The sequence below is a fragment of the Streptomyces sp. SS8 genome (genome assembly GCF_054072955.1).
Genome location: NZ_JBSVCZ010000001.1, coordinates 268,197 through 287,285, shown reverse-complemented (window position 1 = coordinate 287,285; position 19,089 = coordinate 268,197). Strand labels below are relative to the sequence as shown.

Here is a 19,089-nt window from a genome sequence, read left to right as displayed (position 1 = left end):
AAGGCTCACTCTTGTGAGTGGAGCGTGCTATACGTACGCGACGGGTCCACGGACACCTGGAGAGAGGATCTGCTGACTCATGCCACCGAGGGAGAACCCCACGGCTCGACAGGTGCGCCTGGGCGCCGAGTTGAGGAAGCTCCGGGAGCGAGCAGGGAAGCCGGCTCGTGAGGCGGGCGGGCTCCTGGGTGTCGACCAGGCCAAGATCAGCAACATCGAGTCAGGTCGCATCGGCGTCAGCGAAGAACGGATTCGCAGACTCGCGGTGTTCTACTCCTGTGCCGACGCTGCGCTGATCGATGCGCTGTGCGCGATGGCTCGTGAGCGCCGCGGTCAGTTCTGGTGGGACGAGTACCGAGGCGTCCTCCCTCCGCCGTTCCTGGACATCGCCGAGTTGGAGCACCACTCCGTCGCCATGCGCTCCATGCAGACGCTCTCCGTCCCGGGCCTTCTCCAGACCGAGGACTATGCGCGCACGCTGTTCAACGGCGCGGTCCCGAGGCTTCCGGACGAAGAGGTCGAGGCGCGAGTCGAGCACCGGATGAGGCGGCGCGCTGTCCTCGAGCGCGAGGACTCCCCGGTGTACGAAGCGATCATCCATGAGGCGGTGCTTCACATGCGCTTCGGCGGCCGGAAGGTGGTCCGGGCGCAACTGGAGCACTTGGCGGAGGTGTCCGCCTGGCCTGGAGTGACAGTCCGCATCGTCCCCTTCACCTGCGAGGACTTCATCGAGATCACCCAACCGCTGCTCTACGCGGCCGGGGTCGTGCCGCAGTTGGACACCGTGCAGATGGACAGCCCGCTCGGTAGCAAGTACCTGGACGCGGAGGCCGAACTCCAGAAATACCAGGCGCTGTTGGGCATCGCAGAAAGGGCTTCGCTCGATGAAGATGAGTCGAGGCGACTCATCCGCCGCATCGCGCGAGAACTGTGAGGAGCACAGCATGGAACCCCCTGTTCACGTTCACTGGCAGAAGTCGTCCTTCTCGGGAGCTGAGGGCCCCAACTGCGTGGAGGTCGCGCGGCGGGGCGACGACGTGCTCATACGGGAGAGTGACGAGCCGGGGCTCGTCCTCGCCGCGAGTCGGGCGGGCCTGGCCGCGTTCATCGCGGGGATCAAGGCCGGGGAGTTCGACCACTTCGCGCGCTGATCCCCTCGCGTCGAGGGGTGCCGCCCGCCGGTGCCCCTCGGTGCGGCGGTTCCGCGGCGGCCGAGGCCCGTACCGGGCGTGCCCGCCGCCGGGCGGGCGGGTCAGCGGGGCCTGAGGCCGTGCAGCAGGTGGTGGATCAGGTCGTCGGTCATGCCGAGGGCCTCGGCCGGCTCCAGCATGCCGCCCGCCGTGAAGCCGGCGATGCCGTGGAGGGCGGCGCCGGTGAAGAGGGTGAGGCGTTCCGGGTCGGCCTCGACGATCTCGCCGCGCCGCTGGGCGTCCGCGATCACCCGCTCGAAGAAGCCCACCGTCCGGTCGACCCCGGCGGCCATCTGCTCGGCGGCCCCGGGCTCGTGCTTGCGGGCGTACATGAGGGCCAGGAGTTCGGCGTTCTCGGCAGCGAAGGCCAGGTAGGCGCGGGCGAGGGCGGTCAGGCGGGGCTGGAGGGGGAGCGCGGGGTCGTCGGTGCTCTCGAGGGCCCGGGCCAGTCGTTCGTAGCCGGTCAGGGCCAGGGCGTCGAGCAGGGCCTGCTTGTCCTTGAAGTGGCGGCCGGGCGCGGCGTGGCTGACGCCGGTCTCGCGGGCGAGTTCGCGCAGGGACAGGGATGCGGCCCCCTTATCCCGCAGGGTGCGCTCGGCGCTCTCCAGCAGGGCGGCGCGCAGGTCGCCGTGGTGATAGGGGCGGCTCCGGGACATGTGGGTCATCGTATCCCAATGTTGACGCCGACACCTTTGTAGTCATTGCCATCATTGTTGTCATCGTCTACTTTGAGGTCATGGCAACCGACCAGAGCAAGCGATGGAACATCGGCCTCCTTCCCGACCTCGCCGGCCGCACGGCCGTCGTCACGGGCGCCAACAGCGGCATCGGGCTCACCGCGGCCGACGCGCTGGCCCGCGCGGGCGCGCATGTGGTGTTCGCCGTGCGGGACGTGGAGCGGGGCCGCGCGGCGGCGGCGGGGGTGGACGGCAGCACGGAGGTGCGCCGTCTGGACCTGGCGGACCTGGCCTCCGTGCGTGATTTCGCACAGGGGTGGCAGGGCCGCCCCCTGGACCTGCTGATCAACAACGCCGGCGTGATGATGATCCCGCAGCGGCGCACGCGGGACGGCTTCGAGATGCAGTTCGGCACCAACCACCTCGGCCACTTCGCGCTGACGAACCTGCTCCTGCCCCACGTCACCGACCGCGTCGTCACGCTCGCCTCCGCCGCACACCGATGGGGCGGCGCGAGGATCCGCTTCGACGATCCGAACCTGGAGACGGGCTACTCCCCGCGCGGCGCCTACGCCCAGTCCAAGCTGGCGAACCTCCTGTTCACCCTGGAGCTCCAGCGCCGCCTGGCGGAGTCGGGCTCCCCGGTCCGCGCCCTGGCCGCGCACCCCGGATACGCGGCCACCAATCTCCAGAGCCATGCGGGCAGCCCCGTCGCCCGTGCCGTCATGCGGTTCGGCAACAGGTTCCTCGCCCAGGACGACCGGGCCGGCGCCCTGCCGACCCTGTACGCGGCGACGGCGGACCTGCCCGGCGCGAGCTACGTCGGCCCGGACGGGGTGGCGGAGATGCGGGGCGGGCCGACGCTGGTGGGGCGCAGCGCGGCGGCGAGCGATCCGGCGGCGGCGCGGCGGCTGTGGGAGATGTCGGAGGAGATGACGGGGGTCGGCTTCCCGGTGGTGTCGGCGGGGCGCTGAGGGGCGTGCCCGGCCGGGCGGGTGCGGTCGCGGTGGTTATTGCGGCTGCAATTGCTTCCGGAGGTGGGGTCGCGGTGCGCCGCCGCGCGCTTTCCACCGACCCGAACCCTCTGCTTTTCGGTCACGTTTGGAACGTTGCGTATCCGGACGTATGCACAGCGTTTCGAGCCCCGCGAAGGCGATCGATCACAACGTCGCTGGTGATCGGCGCACCACCCCTGTACCCCCGGGGGTTACTACAGGCTACTCATTTAATACGCAACGTTACTCGAAATGATCGTCGAAGGTGCATCCGGCGCCACTTCCCGACAGACTCACGTTCGCTATCCGTTACACCCCGACGGAAGGACGCGTCATGCGGAACGCGGTGAAGTGCGCCCTGGTGAGCGGCCTGCTGGCCGCGGGCACGCTCGCCCCGCTGTGCGGCGCGGCGCTCGCGGCGCCGGCGCCCCACGCGCCCTCGGCGCTGGTGCTCGCCGCCGCGCCGGAGCGCACGGGGGAGGCGGGCGGCGCGGAAGCGCCGGTCTGCGTCCCCGAGGGGTCCGGAAGCTCCGGAAGCCCGGGGAACTCCGGGACCCGTTCCGCACCGGAGATCCTCTGCGCGTGGCCGGACGGCGCGGAGGGAGACGGCGCGGAGGTGTTCGCCATCTGACGGAACCTTCCGGCGGAAACCGGGGTCCGCACCACCTGGGACCCCACTGAAACGGCCGGTCGCCGTGCACGCCCCGGACAGGCGGCGCGAGCGGGCCGGCGGGCCTCGCGGTCACCTCCTCACCGCGGGGCGGGCCGATCGAGCGGACGGGCGGAGAGCCGGTCCTGTGGGGGGTGCTGGCACGCACCGCCCGTCCACGCCGCGGCCCACCGAGGGCGCGGTCCGGAGAGAATGCCTGGCTCCCCGGGCCGCGCCCCCTTTTCGTTCACCGCTCCTCGCCGACGGGGGGCCGACGCGGCCCTCACCACCGGGGAACCGGTCCGTCTTCCCTCCAGCGGGATGAAATACGGTCGCACGCGCGTTGGTCCACTGGTGCAGTGGACACACAGGGCGACACACGGTCGCACACGGCGACGCAGGGCCAGCGGGAGGTAACCGGAAGTGGCGGGTACGCAGGCGGGGGAGACCGGGAAAGCCGGAGACGCGGGGGAGGCCGACGACGCGCGGCGGCCGGGCTGGGCACGGCGGCTGACCGCGTACTGCTGGCGCTACCGCCGCAACGTGCTGCTGTCGCTGGGCGCCTCGCTCGCCGGTATGGCCGTGATGGCGCTCGTCCCCCTGGTCACCAAGGTGGTCATCGACGACATCGTCATCGGCGGCGGGGGCGGGCTCGGCCTGTGGATCGGGCTGCTGGTCGCCGCCGCGGTCGCGGTGTACGGGCTGACGTACGTGCGCCGCTACTACGGCGGCAGACTCGCGCTCGACGTCCAGCACGACCTGCGCACCGAGATGTACGACTCCATCGCCCGCCTCGACGGGCGGCGGCAGGACGAGCTGTCCACCGGTCAGGTGGTCGGGCGCGGCACCAGCGACCTCCAGCTCATCCAGGGCCTGCTGTTCATGACGCCGATGATGATCGGCAACATCCTGCTCTTCGTCATCTCGCTGGTCGTGATGGTGGCCCTCTCCCCGCTGCTGACGCTGGTGGCGCTGGCCGTCGCGCCCGCCCTGACGTTCATCGCCCGGCGCAGCCGCGACCGGCTCTTCCCCGCCAGCTGGTACGCCCAGGCCCAGGCCGGCGCCGTGGCGGGCGTGGTGGACGGGGCCGTCGGCGGTGTGCGCGTGGTCAAGGGCTTCGGCCAGGAGGAGCAGGAGACCGGCAAGCTGCGCTCTGCCGGGCGCGAGCTGTTCGCCGCCCGGCTGCGCACGGTGAAGCTGAACGCGCGCTACACCCCCGCGCTGCAGGCCGTGCCCGCCCTCGGCCAGGTCGCGATGCTCGCCTTCGGCGGCTGGATGGCCACCCGCGGCCAGATCACCCTGGGCACCTTCGTCGCCTTCTCCACCTACCTCGCCCAGCTCGTCGGGCCGGTGCGGATGCTGACCATGATGCTGACGGTCGGCCAGCAGGCGCGGGCGGGCGTCGAGCGCGTCCTGGAGCTGATCGACACCGAGCCGGCCATCCGCGAGAGCGAGGACGCCCGCGAGCTGCCCGCCGACGCCCCGGCCACCGTCGAGTTCGACCGCGTCGGCTTCTCCTACGACACCGGCCCCGACGCGCGGCCGGTGCTGGAGGACTTCTCGCTGAGCATCTCGCCCGGCGAGACCGTCGCCGTCGTCGGCACCTCCGGCAGCGGCAAGTCCACCGTCTCGCTGCTGCTGCCGCGCTTCTACGACGTGACCTCCGGCGCGGTGCGGGTGGGCGGCCACGACGTGCGCGAGCTGACCTCCGCCTCGCTGCGCGCGGCCATCGGCCTGGTGCCCGAGCACAGCTTCCTGTTCTCCGACACCGTCCGCGCCAACATCGCCTACGGCCACCCCGACGCCACCGACGAGCAGGTACGGGCCGCCGCGCGCGCCGCCCAGGCCGACGGCTTCATCTCCGACCTGCCCGAGGGCTACGACACCGCCGTCGGCGAGCAGGGCCTGACCCTCTCCGGCGGCCAGCGCCAGCGCATCGCCCTGGCCCGCGCCATCCTGTCCGACCCCAGGCTGCTGGTACTGGACGACGCGACCTCCGCCGTGGACGCCCGGGTGGAGCACGAGATCCACGAGGCGCTGCGCGGGGTGATGGCCGGCCGTACCACCCTGCTGATCGCCCACCGCCGCTCCACCCTCTCCCTGGCCGACCGCATCGCCGTGCTCGACGGCGGGCGGCTGGTGGACACCGGCACCGACGCCGAGCTCCAGGAGCGCTGCGAGCTGTACCGCAGGCTGCTCAGCGACCCCGACGAGCTGGGCGGCGTCGAGCGCGACCCGGCCGGGCAGGTTGCCGCGGCCCGGGACGTCTCCGGGGCGGACTCCGGGGGCGCGGCGCAGGACGGCGGGTCCGACGGCCGGGTCGACGGCGTCACCCCCGATCTGTGGATCCGGGAGGGGGATCCGGAGGACACCGCCGGCACCACCCCCGGCGCGCCCACCCCGGCCACCGGCGGAGGGCCGGGCTTCGCGGGAGCCCTGGCCGGGGTCCCGGCCACCCCCGAGATGCTCGACAAGGTCGCCGCCCTGCCCCCGGCCGACGACACCCCCGGCATCGACGAGGAGCGCGCCACCGCCGCCGAGTCCGCCTACGGACTGCGGCACCTGCTGCGCGGCTTCCGCGGACCGCTGCTGCTGAGCCTGCTGCTGGTCGTGATCGACGCGGTCGCCGGACTGCTGCTGCCGGTCCTGGTGCGGCACGGCATCGACGAGGGCGTCCAGCAGGCGGCGCTCGGGGCGGTCTGGGCCGCCTCCGCGCTGGCGCTGGTCGTCGTCCTGGTCCAGTGGGCCGCGCAGACCGGTGAGACCCGGGCCATCGGCCGCACCGGCGAGCGGATCCTCTACACCCTCCGCGTCAAGATCTTCGCCCAGCTCCAGCGCCTCGGACTCGACTACTACGAGCGCGAGCTGACCGGCAGGATCATGACCCGGATGACCACCGACGTGGACGCCCTGACGACCTTCCTCCAGACCGGGCTGGTCCAGGCGATCGTCGCGGTGCTGACCTTCTTCGGCATCATGGTCGCCCTCGTCGTCATCGACGCGGGACTGGCGCTGGTGGTCCTGGCGACCCTGCCGCCGCTGGTGATCGGCACGGTCTTCTTCCGCCGCCAGAGCATCAAGGCCTACGAGCTGGCGCGCGAGCGCGTCAGCGGCGTCAACGCCGCTCTGCAGGAGGGCGTGGCCGGTCTGCGGATCGTGCAGGCGTTCCGCCGCGAGGAGCGCGACGCGCGCCGCTTCGCCGAGCTCAGCGACGGCTACCGCCAGGCGCGTGTGCGCGGCCAGTGGCTGATCTCGGTGTACTTCCCCTTCATCCAGTTCCTCGCCTCCCTGGCGACCGCCGCCGTGCTGATCGTCGGGGCGAACCGGGTGGGCGGCGGCACGCTGACGGCGGGCGCGCTGGTGGCCTACCTGCTCTACATCGAGCTGTTCTTCGCCCCCGTGCAGCAGCTCTCGCAGGTCTTCGACGGCTACCAGCAGGCGGTCGTCTCCCTGGGCCGCGTCCAGGAGCTGCTGCGCGAGCGGACGACGACGCCGCTGCCGAAGGAGCCGCGTGAGGTGGGCCGGCTGCGCGGCGAGATCGTCTTCGAGGACGTCGCCTTCCGGTACAACGCCGACGCCGACGGGGACAGTGGCGGGGATGGGACCGGGACCGGGGAGGGCGGCGAGAACGCGCTGTCCGGCATCGACCTGAAGATCCCCGCCGGGCAGACGGTCGCCTTCGTCGGCGAGACGGGCGCCGGCAAGTCCACGCTGGTCAAGCTGGTCGCCCGGTTCTACGACCCGACCTCGGGCACCGTCCGGGTGGACGGAGTCGACCTGCGCGAGCTGGACCTGGCCGGCTACCGCCACCGGCTCGGGGTGGTGCCGCAGGAGTCGTACCTCTTCCCCGGCACGGTGCGCGACGCCATCGCCTACGGCCGTCCCGACGCCACCGACGCCGAGGTGGAGGCCGCCGCGCGGGCGGTCGGCGCGCACGACATGATCGCCACGCTCTCCGGCGGCTATCTGCACCCGGTCGCCGAGAAGGGGCGCAACCTCTCCGCCGGGCAGCGGCAGCTGATCGCCCTGGCCCGCGCGGAGCTGGTGGGCCCCGACATCCTGCTGCTGGACGAGGCCACCGCGGCCCTGGACCTGGCCACCGAGGCGCTGGTCAACCAGGCCACCGACCGCCTGGCGGGCCGCCGCACCACCCTGGTCGTCGCCCACCGCCTCACCACGGCCGCCCGCGCGGACCGGGTGGTGGTCCTGGACCACGGCCGGGTGGTGGAGGACGGCACCCACGCGCAGCTGCTGGAACGCGGCGGGCGGTACGCGCAGCTGTGGCGCACCTACGCGGGCGTGCCCGCGGGCGCGGGGGTGTGAGCGCGGGGGTGTGAGGACGCCGCCGGGTGCTTTACCGCCGCTGAGCGCGCCCCTGCCGGAGTCTTCGGCGAGGGCGCGCTCAGCGGCGGTTGCGCGGGTGGTCGCGGGCCGTGCGCTCGTTGCCGCGCCGGTAGTTCCCCGTCCAGCGGGCCATCACCAGCTGCGGATCGTCCGATTCCGCCTCCGCCAGGAAGCGCCGGGCGCGCTCACCGCGCAGGGTGGTGACCGGGCGGCCGTGGTGGGCGACGGTCACCGTGCCGTCGCCGTACACGTCGTAGGAGAAACCTCTGGGTGCGGGCATGGGGCCGACCGTACGGGTCAGGGGCGGCAGAGCGCAGCCAGATATTCGTGCGCCGTCCGCACCACCCCGCCCTCCAGCGGCTCGCAGCCCTCCCTCCAGTGGACGGCGGCGATCTCCTCGCAGGGGGTGAACGGCGCAGGCGCGTCCACCTCGGCGGTGAACAGGGCGCCGTACATCATCCGGCGCTCGGGGCCGACCACGGTGCGGGCGAAGCCGGCGAACCGCAGCCGCTCCGGGGCCACCTCCTGGCCGCTCTCCTCGCGCAGTTCGCGCACCGCCGCCCGCCGGGGCGTCTCGCCGGGATCGATCTTGCCGCCCGGCAGCTCCCAGCAGTCGCGCCCGCGCACCCGCACCATCAGCAGCCGCCCCCGATGCCACAGTGCCACCAGGACGTAGCCCACGCGCGCGTCGTCGAAGACCGCGTCCTCCGGCTCCCGGTGGAAGCCCAGCAGCTCCATCCCCGTCGACCCGCGGACCGGCGGGGCTTGCCCGTCCGCCGTGGAGTCCGTCGCGGTGCTCGCCCCGGCGTCCGTCGCGGTGTTCGCCCCGGCGTCCGTCGCGGTGTTCGGCGTGGCGTTCGTCATGGCGGCGAGCGTACGTTCGCGGGCGGCGGCCGCGGTACCGCGCGAAGGGCGGGAGCGGAAACGGCCGACGGCCCGCCGGATCCCCTCCGGCGGGCCGTCGGCGCAGGTGGCGCGGACGATGTGGGTGGCGTCAGCCGGCCGGAACCGGACCGAGCCTGGTCCACGGGTTGTTCGGGTCGCTCGCGTCGGGCGTGTCGCCCATGGTCCAGTACTTGGCCTTCCAGTAGTAGCCGCCGTGGGAGACGACGGTGCGGGTGATGCCGCCGGGATCACCGGCGACGGCGTGGGTCCCTGCGGTGTTGCCGCTGTTGAGCGGCTCGGCGACGAAGTCGGACGACGAGCCGGTGGTGTCGTTGTGGGTGATCAGCGTGTAGGAGGTGCCGTGCCGCGGGGTGTCGGCGGGGTCGCCGTCGGCGTCCAGCAGCCGCCACCGCTGGCCGCCGGAGCTGCCGCAGTCGCGGACGGTCAGCGACGCCAGCTTCCTTGGGGCCCCCAGACACTGCTCCTCGCCGCTGCTGTCGTTGGTGATGCGGAACACCCCGTCACCGCCGTCCGGTTCGATGTTCCACAGCTGGTGGACGTTGTCCCGGGAGGGGTAGAGGTGGGCCCGGTCCCAGCCGGCCGGGTGGTCCAGGAGGTTGCCGCTGTTGACGTCCTCGATCTTCCACTGGTCGCCGGTCTGCCACAGGGTGAACGGCGCCCAGGCCGGGTTGTAGGTGCGCGAGGCGTCCCACGCCTCGGCCCTGCACGCGGCGCCGCCGCCGGAGGCGTCGGGTTCCACGGTGGTGGTGCCCTTGCGGTGGTCCTGGACCAGTCCGTACTCCTCTCCGCCGATCCCGATCTTGAAGTTGGCGGGCCCGGTGATCGGCAGGTAGTACTTCAGCGCGATGTCGCGTGAGGCACCCGGGGCGATGTCCTCGCAGTAGCCGAGTTCGATCGTCACCCGGTGGAAGTCCCCGTCGAGGCCGCCGGCGCTGGGCCCGGTGTGGCCCGGTTCGACGGCGTCCTCCATCTCCTGCCACGCCTCGTCCTTCAGCAGGGGCGGGGCGGAGGTGGGGATGTCGAAGGAGAGTTCGGTGCCCTCCGGCAGGGTGGTGTCGGTGTTGTTGGTGATGCGCAGCTTGGGCTGCTGGGGCCACATCTGCGCGGTGTCGGTCGGGTAGTCGGTCAGCTCGGCGGTCACGTCGACCACCTCGGTGGGCAGTTCGGTCCCGCCGTTGCGGGTCGCGTCGTAGTCCCCGGCATCGCGCAGGGCGCTGTCCAGGGCCTTGGTCAGGGTGTAGCCGGGCACGCACTCCCGGTCCCGGGGGCAGTTGTAGTCGCCGGCCAGCTCCCACACCATCGCGCCGCCCGCGCCCTTGGCCGCGATGTACTCGGCCTTGGCCGCGACGTCCTGCTCGTCCTGGGTGGACAGGAACACCTTCTTGTCCTCGTTCCACAGCCAGGACGCCTTGAGGGTGTCGTCCCAGTGGCGGGTGTAGCCGTCGGTCCGGTTGGCCGGGTCGGCCGGGTTCAGGCCGAACTGCTCGCGGTAGGAGGGCGGGATGCCCTTCTGAAGGTTCTTGGCGTGCCACATCGGGTTCGATCCGGCCGCGACCTCCCTGCCCCGGTCGGTGTCGTGCCAGAGGTTGTCGATTCCGGTGGCTCCGGCGCCGCAGGGCGTGGTGCCGCCGTTGGGCCCGGTGCCGTTGGAGCACTGGCTCTGGTCGGGCAGTTCCGCCCGGCCCCACAGCCCGTCCTCGCCGCCGGTGACCCCCTTCCAGCCGCGTGTGTAGTACGGGACGCCGATGTTGATGCGCCCGGACTGCAGCGCGCCGCGCAGGTAGTGGTAGGACCAGTCGGTGTTGAAGTAACCCAGCTTCCCGTACTCGGGGTTGGCCTCCTCGTCGTAGATGCCGGCCGCGGCCAGCTCGGCGTCCTTCCCGTCGTCGTACAGCGGGGACTGCGGGCCGACGTAGGGGTTCCACGAGCCGTGGAAGTCGTAGGTCATGGTGTTGACGAAGTCCAGGTACTGCAGCGCGCGGAAGTCCTCCTGGCCGCGCAGCAGGTATCCGGACGCCGAGGCGGCGGCGGTGAGCTGGTAGTAGTGGCCGTCGGCGGCCGAGGCCCGGTCCAGCTTCTGGCGCAGCGTCCTCATCAGCGCCGTGTAGCCGGCGTTGAGGCCCTTGCGGCGCGGGTTGGCGACGTGCCAGTCCTCCGGGTTGCCGGCGTCCATCAGGGCGGTTGGGTACTCGTAGTCGATGTCCACCCCGTCGAAGCCGTACTCCCTGATGAACTCCACGGCGGAGTCGGCGAACGTGTCGATGGCCGGCTGGTTGACGCTGCCGTCGGCGTTGGTGGCCAGGGTGTAGAAACCGCCGTCGGCGATGCGCTCGCCGCTCGCGTCGAAGTGGCCGCCGGTCTCGGCCCAGCCGCCGACCGAGATCAGCGTCCTCACCCGCGGATGCTGCTTCTTGTACTTGTTCAGCAGGTTGAAGTTGCCCTTGTACGGCAGGTCGGGGTCCATCTCCGCGCCGGGAACGCCCGGCCAGGTCATACCGGTGGCCGGGTTGGCCGGGTCGGAGGTGTCGCCGACCGAGAGCCGGTTGTCCTCGATGTGGGCGAAGGCGTAGTTGACGTGGGTGACCTGGCCCCAGGGGATGCTTCCGGGCAGGTACATCGGCTCGCCGTTCCTCCCGGTGCGCCAGCCGGTGAAGTACCCGACCAGGCGACGCGGATGCCGCTCGCCCATCCGCTCCCGGCCCTTGTCGTCGTAGAGCAGGCAGTACGGGGCGTTGACCCCCTTGGTGGGCGTCATGCCGTCGGGGCGGCACTTGGGCTGGTCGGCGGCCGCGGTGGACCACGGCCCCGGTCCCTCGGGCTCGGGGTCCTCCGGCGGCTCGGGGCCGGCCAGCAGGGCCTGCTGGATGCCGCCGAGCCCCGGGGCTTCCTCGGAGAAGTCCGAGCCCCGCAGACCGGGCCACATGTCGCCCAGGGCCATGGGGCCCTTCACGATGGTGCTGGCGGCCAGGTCGAACTTGTCCAGCGACACCATCACCGCCCGGTCGCCCGAGACGAGGACGATCAGGTCCATCCGGCCCAGCGGGTGGAGTTGCAAGGCCGCGTCGACCCGGTCGTCGAAGCCGGTGTCCGCCAGGACCGGCATCGCGGTGGCGATGCGGGCGGGGGGAGCGAGCCACTCGTCGCCGTTGGCGTCGATGGTGACCTTCAGCAGCCCCACCTGGTCGCCTCGGAAGAGCAGCGCGCTGTTCTCGTTGTCGCCGACGGCGGCGTCGACGCCGTACTGGAAGGGGGTGTTCCGCAGGACGTGGAAGAAGTCCCCGATCGCGCCGGGGCCCTTGGTCCGTACGTCGTCCGGACTGTCGATCGGTATCTCGACCCGGCTGTACTGACCGCCGCGGAACAGCATCAACTGCCGCTTGTCGTTCTTCTCCAGCTCGAACGCGGCGTCGACGCCGCTCTCGAACGCGGTGCCGCGCAGGCTGGACAGCTCCTCGGCGATGCTCCCCGAACCACCGAGCCGGCCCTCGGAGCCGCTGAAACCGCCGCGGCTTCCGTCCTTGTTCGCGGTGGGGTCGAAACGGGTGTAGGACGGCCCGTGGAACAGGTACTGGTCGCCGTACCGGTAGCCCTGCTGGTATCCGTAGTCACCGGTCCACACCGCGGCGTCGACGGGGGAGTTGGAGATCTCCACGTCGCCCGGGGGCCGCGAGGGCGAGCCGGAGCACTTGAAGGTCCGGGTGGAGGAGCCCGCGAGCATGCCGGCCATCCGGGCCAGGCACGCGCCCACGGCCCGCTGGCCGTGCGCGTTGGGGTGGACCGCCTCCTGCTGGTCGCCCTGCGCCTCCCAGGGGACGTCCTTCATGTCGTCCTTGAGGTACGGGACCCAGCGGACCCACTCGGCGTCGGCGGCGGACAGGGGCTTGCCGGGGGAGTTGGCGGCGGTCGCCTGCCGGGCGCTGCCGGCGCACAGCTCGTGTCCGGCGAAGGCCTCCTGGAGGTCCAGGAACGCCACTCCGCTGGACTCGGCGGCGCGGGCGATCGCCGCGCTGATCCGGGGGACCACCGAGTCGTGCGCCCAGTCCGCGTCGACGTCCCGGAAGGGGCAGCCCCCCTCGCGGTAGCGGCTGTAGTCGACCAGGTCCTGCGGGAAGGCGAAGTCCTCACCGCGCGGGATCGGATTGGGGTAGGACTGCAGCACGATGTCGTAGCTGCCGTCGGCCTGGCCCGCGTCCCGCATCGTCTCGCGGATCTCCCGGACGGTGTCGGAGATCCTCCCGTCCAGCTCGGCGACGGCGGCGGAGAACGCCGCCTCCTCGGTGTCCCTGCACGGGGCGCGCAGGGGGATCAGGTACGACTCCGCGCACTTGGCGATCAGTTCGGAGAACCTCAGGTCGTTGCCGCCGATGGACAGGGCGATCAGGGTGACGTGGTGCTCGCCGGCGATGTCCGCGAGCTGGTCGATCTGCGGCGCCTCGCCCTTGAACTCGTCGTCGGTGATGTGCCGGGTCTCCGCGCCCGAGCAGGCGATGTTGAACCTGCGCTCCTCGGGGACGCCGAGTTCGGCCGACATGATCGGCGCGGTGTCCGAGCGGTCGCACCGGTTGCCGCCCTCCGCGTAGGAGGTGTCGCCGTAGACCCGGGTGAGGTCGTGGTCGCAGTCGTCGGCCGAGGAGCAGTCCACGGCGGCCCGGTCCGTACCCCACACATGGCCGCTCGCCCAGGTGTTGGCGTTGCCCGCCCAGCGGCCTCCCTCACCGGAGATGAAGCTGTCTCCCATGGAGACGACGGCGGACGGCAGGACGGGGCCGCCCTCGCACGCCGCGCCGTCCTCGGCGGCCACGCCGTCCCCGGCGGCCGGTGACAGGGGAGCCCGCGGCACGGGGACGCGCTGCACGTCCCGCAGGGTGAGGTTCGACGGGAAGTGGACCGTCACGAAGTTCCAGATCCCGCAGATCACCGCGCCCGGGTCGGCGAACAGCACGGGATAGTGGTCCGAGCCGCCGTTCGAGCCCAGCCGCACGGTGTGGTCGGCGAGCCGTTCGTCGGCCACCATGAAGTCCAGCGCGTAGCCCGACTGCTGGGTGGGGGCGGGCTCCCCGTTGCTCTTCCTCGCGTAGTAGACGTGGCCGCCCGCCGTGTCGGCGAACGTGTCGGGCTTGCTGTTGAAGTCGCCCAGGACGCGCCAGTGCTCGCCCGCGGGCACGCTGTCGGCCACGGCGCTCACCAGATCCCTGGCGTGCCCGTTCTGCGCGTCACCGGACCGCCTGGACTCCGTGTGGATGCCGAAGAACCAGGTGTCGCCGAACTTCAGCCCGAGTGCCGGACGCGAGCGCAGGTAGTGCGTGGAGGCGCTGGGGGAGTCGGCCGCCCGGACGATCATCGCGTCGTCCGGGCGGACGGCGCTCCAGATCGCCAGGGACTTGCCGGAGTTGCCGTTCGGATCCACCGGCTCCCCGGCGTCCTGGAGGTTGTAGATCTTCAGGTAGTACAGGTAGCCGGTCGCCGGGTTCGCCCGGGGCTTGCCCCATCTCAGCTCGTGCAGGCTGTACTTGAGGCTGGGCAGACCGGTCGGGGTGGTGTCCAGGTCGCCGAGGTTGTCGTGGATCCGGTTGGCCGCGGTGAGCGCCGTACCGCTGGGCGGCGTCTGCGCCTCCTGGAGCGCCACCAGATCGGCCGCGCCGATCAGGTTCTGCACCGGGGAGGACCATTTGAGGCCGCCGCCCTGCATGTTGAAGGTGATGGCCCTCATGGGCACGGGTGCCACGGCGGCGGCCGGTCTCGCGGGCGACAGGGCCGCCAGCAGTCCGGCCAGCAGGGTCAGGATCAGCAGGGCGGGGAGGGGTAAGGGCCGGGACCGGGCCCGGCGCCGGACGGTGGGGGGTCTGCCCATGGAAGGCGCTCTCTTCTCTTGTCGGGGCCGCGCGGGCGGCGCGGAACGGCACCGGGACGGGCGTCGGGTGCTGTGGAATTTTTGCAAACGCCGGTAACAAACCGGTGAACTCCCCCGGTCGCCGGCCGGAGCGGCCCGCGGAGCGGTGCGCGGCGGGCGCGGTCCCCGCATTCGGGCGCCAACCCGCTCTGGCGGGCCCGGTGTTGCGCCGGATAGGTTCGCCGCGTTCACGGACAAGCCCATGGGAGGGCACACATGCGCAAGGCGCTCAGAGCGCTGCTGACCCTGCTGGTGCTCATCGGCACCGTCAGCGTCGGCAGCGCGTCGGCGGGGGCCGCCACCGCGGCCGGGACCGACATCGAGGACCGCATCCTCGCGATACCGGGGATGCGCCTGATCGAGGAGAAGCCGGTCGACGGCTACCGCTTCTTCGTGCTGGGCTACCGCCAGCCCGTCGACCACCGCAGGCCCTCGAAGGGCAGCTTCGAGCAGCGCCTGACGGTGCTGCACAGGGGCGAGGACCGGCCCACCGTCTTCTACACCTCCGGCTACGGGCTGCGCACCACGCCCTCGCGCAGCGAACCGACGCGGATGACCGACGGCAACCAGGTCTCCATGGAGTACCGCTTCTTCACCCCGTCGCGGCCCCAGCCCGCCGACTGGTCCAAGCTCGACATCTGGCAGGCGGCCAGCGACCAGCACCGCGTCTTCCGCGCGCTGCACCGGATCTACGACGAGGAGTGGATCTCCACCGGCGGCAGCAAGGGCGGCATGACGGCCACCTACTACCGCCGCTTCTACCCGCACGACATGGACGGCACGGTCGCCTACGTCGCGCCCAACGACGTCAACGACAAGGAGGACTCGGCCTACGACGAGTTCTTCGCCACCGTCTCCACCGCCGAGTGCCGCGAGCGGCTGAACACCGTGCAGCGCGAGGTCTTCGTGCGCCGCGACGAGATCGTGGCCCGCTACGAGGCGTGGGCGAAGGAGGAGGGCTACACCTTCGAGGTCGTCGGCAGCGCCGACAAGGCCTTCGAGAACGTCGGCCTGGACCTGGTGTGGGCCTGGTGGCAGTACGGATCGGAGTCCGACTGCGGCCAGGTGCCCGGGGCGGACGCGACCACCGGCGAGCTGTACGACTTCGTCGACCAGGTGGCGGGCTTCTCCTTCTACACCGACCAGGGCCTGGAGTACTACACGCCGTACTACTACCAGGCCGGCACCCAGCTCGGCGCGCCGAGCTTCGCCACCCCGCACCTGGACGGGCTGCTGCGCTACCCCGGCATCTACGACCCGCGCTCCTACGTCCCGCGCGACATCCCGATGAGCTTCGACAAGAAGGCGATGCGCGACATCGACAAGTGGGTGCGCAAGGACGCCGAGCGGATGCTGTTCGTCTACGGCGAGAACGACCCGTGGGGAGCGGAGCCCTTCCGGCCGGGCCGCGGCAGTGAGGACTCCCACGTCCTGACCGCGCCCGGCGCCAACCACGGGGCGAACATCGCCGCTCTGGAGGAGGACGACAGGGCACTGGCCACCGACGCCCTGATGCGGTGGGCCGGTCTGGACGCCGACGCCCCGGCGAAGCGGAAGGCGGCGCCGCTCGCGCCGTACGACGCGAAGCTGGACCGGGCCGACAAGGCCGACCGGCGGATGCTGCGCCCGTGAGGCGCACCCCGCACGCGTAAGCGGTGGGCGCGGCCGGAACCCCGGTCGCGCCCACCGCCGCGTCCGGGCCGGTGCGGGCGGCCCGGACCGTTCTTCCGACGGGGTGTCAGCCGCGCGGGTGGAACACGAACAGCAGCCCGCCGCCGTCCGCCATCGGCGAGAAGGCACCGGCCTTCGGCAGCGACAGGAACGGGATCTCGGTGTCCTGGGGCAGGGCCTCGGGCTCGCCCGTGGCGAGGGAGACGGCGACGGGCGCGCTCCCGGTCGCCTCGTCGCCCCCGGCGAAGCCGTAGGCGGTGCCGTCGTCGCCGACGGACAGCAGCCGTACGCCCTTGCGCTCGTCGGTCTCCTCCAGGCAGTGGGCCCTGCCGCGTTCCAGGTCGAAGGCGAGGCTGCCCGCGACGGCGTAACGGCCGTTCGGGGAGAGGGAGACGGAGCGGTTCTCCTCCCTCCGGCAGGACACGGACGCCTTGAGCGCGCCGGTCTTCAGATCGTGCGCGGCCCACACGGTCGGCCGGGGGTCGTCCCAGTCCTGGGGAGGGTCCCAGGAGGAGAGGACGTGGTCGCCCAAGAACCCTTCCACGGTGCCGTGCCTGGCCGTGTTGGTTCCTCCGGGGTCCGCTCCCGGCGGGACGGCGTCGCGCGAGAGCCAGGCGCCGGAGACTCCGAAACCGCCGTGCCGCACCGACACCACCGGGCCGTCCGGGGCCATCCCCTCGACCTCGCCCCCGTCGCACTCGGTCACGCCCGCGCAGCTGACCGGAAGCTTCTGGTCCGGCCCGTGGATCCCGAACCGGCCGGCGGCGACGTCGATCAGGGCGACCGAGTCCCCGGCCGCCCGGAGCAGAACCCCCTCCCCGGCGTCGTACGCCTTGGCGCCACGGTTCAGGTAACCCAGCGGGACATCGACGACATGGGCCGGAGCGACCGACTTCCCGGAGGAGCCGGCGGGCCAGACGGCGAAGGAGAACACCTCCTTGCCCTTGGAGAGCGCGTCCTCGCCCTTGGTGCCGTGCGCCCACACGACGACGTACTCGCGGCCGCCCTGGGTGGCGGTGAGGATCCGGGGGACGGCCAGGACGCTCGTCCCGCCGGTGTCGTCGCGTTCGGGCGGCCGCCATTCCTCGCCGCGCCACCGCAGGGCCCCGGTGACCGCGTCGCGGGCCTCGACGGCGTAACCCGCGCCCCTGCGCTGGAGGAAGGCGACGAGGCCCGCGCCGGGCACCGCGCTCACCGGAGGATCGACGGCGACGCCCTCGTCGTTCTTCGGCAGCCAGGTGACGGTCTCCTGCCAGCCCTTGGAGGTGTCGAAGCCCTCCGGAGCCTTCACCGGGGTCTCCAGGGGCTTCTCGGCTCCGGTGGGCGGCTTGTCGGACCCGCCCGCGGCGGCCCCGGTCCCGGACCCGCCCGTGCCGCCCGCGCCGCCGCCTGTGCCGCATGCGGCCAGCAGCCCCGCGGCCACCACGGCCGCGAGTGCCTTCCTCACGGTTGTCACCGCGCGCCTCCTCGGGCAGGGGCGGTCTTCCCCGCCGACTCCCCCGTAGCATCGATCAGGTCGCCCGAAGAGTACCGAGCGTCCGCGGCGGCCGGTGCGGGCGGCCCGGGCGGGAGGGCGTCAACCGGCCTGCGTGGAAGGTCAGTTGGAGCGCGGGGCCGCGGTCGAGGCGCGGACCATCAGCTCGGTGCGGACGGTCGCCACGCCCCCGGGGGGAGCCGACTCCCGGCCCAGCGCCAGCCGTCCGGCGCGGGCGCCCGCGTCGTGGAGCGGGATGCGGACGGTGGTCAGGGCGGGGGAGGCGTCCGCGCTGAAGGGCAGGTCGTCGAAGCCGGCCACGGACACGTCCCCGGGGATGCTCAGACCCGCCTCGCGCAGTGCGGCGCACACGCCGAGGGCGACGGTGTCGTTGGCGGCCAGCACGGCCGTCAGGCCCGGCTCGCGGCGCAGCAGCTCCAGGGTGCCGTCGTAGCCGGAGGAGCGGTCGTACGCGCCGTGCACGGTGAGGCGTTCGGCCTCCGCCAGGAGGTCGTGGCCGTGATCGCGGTCGTGGTCGGCCAGCGCCGCCCGGTGGCCCTCCAGCCGGTGCCGGGTGGTGGTGCGCTCGGCGGGGCCCGCGACGTAGCCGATGCGGCGGTGGCCGAGGGCGAGGAGGTGCCCGGTCAGGCGGCGGGCGCCGCCGCGGTTGTCGAAGGCCACGGTGAGCGGCGCCCCGCCGTCCACGGCGCCCTTCTCGCCGTCCCGGCCGCTGTCGCCGTCCGCCTCCGGCAGCGGCGGCCTGCCGCACAGCACCACGCGGGTGCCGGCGGCGGCCAGCCGGCGCAGCCGGGTGGACAGCGCCTCGGCGTGCGCGGGGTCCTCCACCGCGCTGCCGGTGAGGACGACGGCGGCGGCGCGCTGGCGCTGCAGGAGCGTGAGATAGGTCAGTTCGCGCTCGGGGGAGCCGCCGGTGTTGCACACCACCGCCAGTTTCCCGCCGGCCTTCTCCGGCTCCATCTCCGACTGGACGGCGCTTGCCATGATCCCGAAGAACGGGTCAGCGATGTCGTTGACGAGGACGCCGACGAGATCGGAGGTGGCGGCGGCCAGGGAGCTGGCCGGCCCGTTCACGACGTACTCCAGCTCCTCCACCGCGCGCAGCACCCGGCTGCGGGTGGCCCCGGCCACCGGGTAGTTGCCGCTCAGTACGCGCGAGACGGTGGCCGCCGAGACCCCGGCCCGGGCCGCCACGTCCGCCAGCGTCACTGCCATCGATTCCTCCGGTGCGGTTCTTCCGCGGGTGTCGTCTGCGGGTCTTGTCGTGAGTGCTGT

12 protein-coding genes are annotated in these 19,089 nt (G+C 72.5%); 6 read left to right on the top strand and 6 right to left on the bottom strand.

Translation table 11 applies throughout. The features are described 5' to 3' along the window. Positions 1 to 79: 79 nt before the first annotated feature. Both ACW69E_RS01185 and ACW69E_RS01180 read left to right on the top strand, forming a co-directional pair. Complete coding sequence (locus tag ACW69E_RS01185) at positions 80 to 934, top strand: helix-turn-helix domain-containing protein (RefSeq protein ID WP_457496284.1); 855 nt, start codon at positions 80 to 82, stop codon at positions 932 to 934. A gap of 10 nt (positions 935 to 944) precedes the next feature. Continuing rightward, the gene (locus tag ACW69E_RS01180; RefSeq protein WP_457496283.1) at positions 945 to 1,151 is read left to right on the top strand and encodes a DUF397 domain-containing protein; all 207 of its coding nucleotides are present in this window, start codon (positions 945 to 947) and stop codon (positions 1,149 to 1,151) included. 101 nt (positions 1,152 to 1,252) lie between these two features. Here the strand turns inward: ACW69E_RS01180 and ACW69E_RS01175 are convergent, their stop codons facing one another. Next, positions 1,253 to 1,855, bottom strand: a complete 603-nt coding sequence (locus ACW69E_RS01175) for a TetR/AcrR family transcriptional regulator (RefSeq protein WP_457496282.1) — start codon at positions 1,853 to 1,855, stop codon at positions 1,253 to 1,255. A 71-nt stretch (positions 1,856 to 1,926) separates the two neighbouring features. Here ACW69E_RS01175 and ACW69E_RS01170 point away from each other — a divergent pair, with 71 nt between their 5' ends. The 3 genes from ACW69E_RS01170 to ACW69E_RS01160 all read left to right on the top strand — a co-directional run bounded on the left by ACW69E_RS01170 (position 1,927) and on the right by ACW69E_RS01160 (position 7,834). Further along, positions 1,927 to 2,841: an oxidoreductase gene (locus tag ACW69E_RS01170; protein WP_457496281.1), complete on the top strand. Its 915-nt coding sequence runs from the start codon at positions 1,927 to 1,929 to the stop codon at positions 2,839 to 2,841. A gap of 355 nt (positions 2,842 to 3,196) precedes the next feature. Next, on the top strand, positions 3,197 to 3,493 hold the full coding sequence (locus ACW69E_RS01165) for a hypothetical protein (RefSeq protein ID WP_457496280.1): 297 nt from the start codon (positions 3,197 to 3,199) through the stop codon (positions 3,491 to 3,493). A 441-nt stretch (positions 3,494 to 3,934) separates the two neighbouring features. Next, positions 3,935 to 7,834 (top strand): ABC transporter ATP-binding protein, encoded by a 3,900-nt coding sequence (locus ACW69E_RS01160; protein WP_457496279.1) that lies wholly within the window; start codon positions 3,935 to 3,937, stop codon positions 7,832 to 7,834. Between the two features lie 79 nt (positions 7,835 to 7,913). On the opposite strand, the gene ACW69E_RS01155 is transcribed toward ACW69E_RS01160, so the two are convergent. The 3 genes from ACW69E_RS01155 to ACW69E_RS01145 all read right to left on the bottom strand — a co-directional run bounded on the left by ACW69E_RS01155 (position 7,914) and on the right by ACW69E_RS01145 (position 14,612). After that, positions 7,914 to 8,135 (bottom strand): hypothetical protein, encoded by a 222-nt coding sequence (locus ACW69E_RS01155; RefSeq protein WP_457496278.1) that lies wholly within the window; start codon positions 8,133 to 8,135, stop codon positions 7,914 to 7,916. Positions 8,136 to 8,152: 17 nt separating this feature from the next. Then, the gene (locus tag ACW69E_RS01150; RefSeq protein ID WP_457496277.1) at positions 8,153 to 8,719 is read right to left on the bottom strand and encodes an NUDIX domain-containing protein; all 567 of its coding nucleotides are present in this window, start codon (positions 8,717 to 8,719) and stop codon (positions 8,153 to 8,155) included. Positions 8,720 to 8,849: 130 nt separating this feature from the next. Next, positions 8,850 to 14,612: a glycosyl hydrolase family 18 protein gene (locus tag ACW69E_RS01145; protein WP_457496276.1), complete on the bottom strand. Its 5,763-nt coding sequence runs from the start codon at positions 14,610 to 14,612 to the stop codon at positions 8,850 to 8,852. Positions 14,613 to 14,867: 255 nt separating this feature from the next. Here ACW69E_RS01145 and ACW69E_RS01140 point away from each other — a divergent pair, with 255 nt between their 5' ends. After that, positions 14,868 to 16,283, top strand: a complete 1,416-nt coding sequence (locus ACW69E_RS01140; protein ID WP_457496275.1) for a S28 family serine protease — start codon at positions 14,868 to 14,870, stop codon at positions 16,281 to 16,283. Between the two features lie 106 nt (positions 16,284 to 16,389). On the opposite strand, the gene ACW69E_RS01135 is transcribed toward ACW69E_RS01140, so the two are convergent. Then, positions 16,390 to 17,778, bottom strand: coding sequence for a hypothetical protein (locus tag ACW69E_RS01135; protein WP_457496274.1), 1,389 nt, complete (start codon positions 17,776 to 17,778; stop codon positions 16,390 to 16,392). 141 nt (positions 17,779 to 17,919) lie between these two features. Next, on the bottom strand, positions 17,920 to 19,029 hold the full coding sequence (locus ACW69E_RS01130) for a LacI family DNA-binding transcriptional regulator (protein ID WP_457496273.1): 1,110 nt from the start codon (positions 19,027 to 19,029) through the stop codon (positions 17,920 to 17,922). Positions 19,030 to 19,089 lie beyond the last annotated feature (60 nt).